The sequence below is a fragment of the Variovorax sp. 20P10.2.4 genome (genome assembly GCF_058244205.1).
In genome coordinates this window covers 1-1049 of record NZ_JBZAYE010001192.1, presented here as the reverse complement: position 1 = coordinate 1049, position 1049 = coordinate 1, and the positions used below count along the sequence as shown (strand labels likewise).

Annotated in this window: 1 protein-coding gene; it reads left to right on the top strand. The window is 72.3% G+C overall.

Going from position 1 to position 1049, the window contains the following annotated elements; translation table 11 throughout:
* Window positions 1–1049, top strand: a 1049-nt coding sequence (locus AC27VN_RS42225) for a DUF349 domain-containing protein (protein WP_490880630.1), incomplete at both ends; no start/stop codon positions are given.

The window sequence follows — 1049 nt, the reverse complement described above, 5'->3', positions numbered from 1 at the left end:
TGGCCAAGCTCGAACAGGAAACCGCCGAGGGCCATGGCAAGGCCAGCGCCGGCGCCGCCGCCGCGCTGCGCGCGGTGCTGAAGGAACACGGCAAGCTGGTCGAGGCCCCGCTCGAGGCGCGCGTGCATGCCGCGCTGGTCGCGGCCGGCGAACTCGAAGGCTGGCAGCGCTGGAGCGCCGACAAGGTCCGTGAAGACCTCGTGGCCAAGGCCGAGGGCCTGCTCAAGCGCCCCGAAGGCCAGGCGCTGGGCGGCCGCAAGATGCAGGAAACCCTGCGCGCGCTGCGCGACCAATGGAAGCAGGCCGACCAGGGCGGCGTGCCGAACCACGCGCTGTGGAAGCGTTTCGACGAGGCCTGCAACGAGGCCCACAAGGTGGTCGAGGCCTGGCTCGAGAAGGTGCGTGCCGACGCGGCCGAACACCGCGCGCTGCGCGTGGCCCTGATCGAGGAGGTCAAGGCCTGGGCCGCCGAGCATGCGGGCGCCACCGACCTGAAGGCGCACAACCGCGCGCTGCACCAGTTCGCCGATCGCTGGCGCGATGCTGGCCATGTGGGCGAGAAGGTGTTCGCCGAGCTGCAGCCGCAATGGAACGAAGCCTTCGGTGCCGCCCGCGCGCCGTTCGAGACCGCGCAGAAGGCCAGCATCGAACGTCGCCAGGCCATGATCGCCGAGGCCACCGAGCTGGGCGCCCAGCCCGTGCTGCGCATCGACGCCGTCAAGGCGCTGCAGCAGCGCTGGCAGGCCGAGGCGCAGGGCGTGCCGCTCGACCGCCGCCAGGAACAGAAGCTCTGGGACGCCTTCCGCGCGCCCATCGACGAAGCCTTCAACCGCAAGTCGGCCGAACGCGAGAAGGCGTCCGCCGCGATGAGCGACCGCGACCGCCACGTGCTCAATGCCTCGAAGGCACTCGACGCGGCCAATGCCAGCGGCGACGCGCAGAAAATTCGCAGCGCCATCGCCCAGCTCGAAGGCGCGCTGCGCGGCGAGGTGCCCCCTCCGGCGCCGGCGCCGCAGCGCGCCGCATCGGGCGACGGCCCCTCGGTCGGT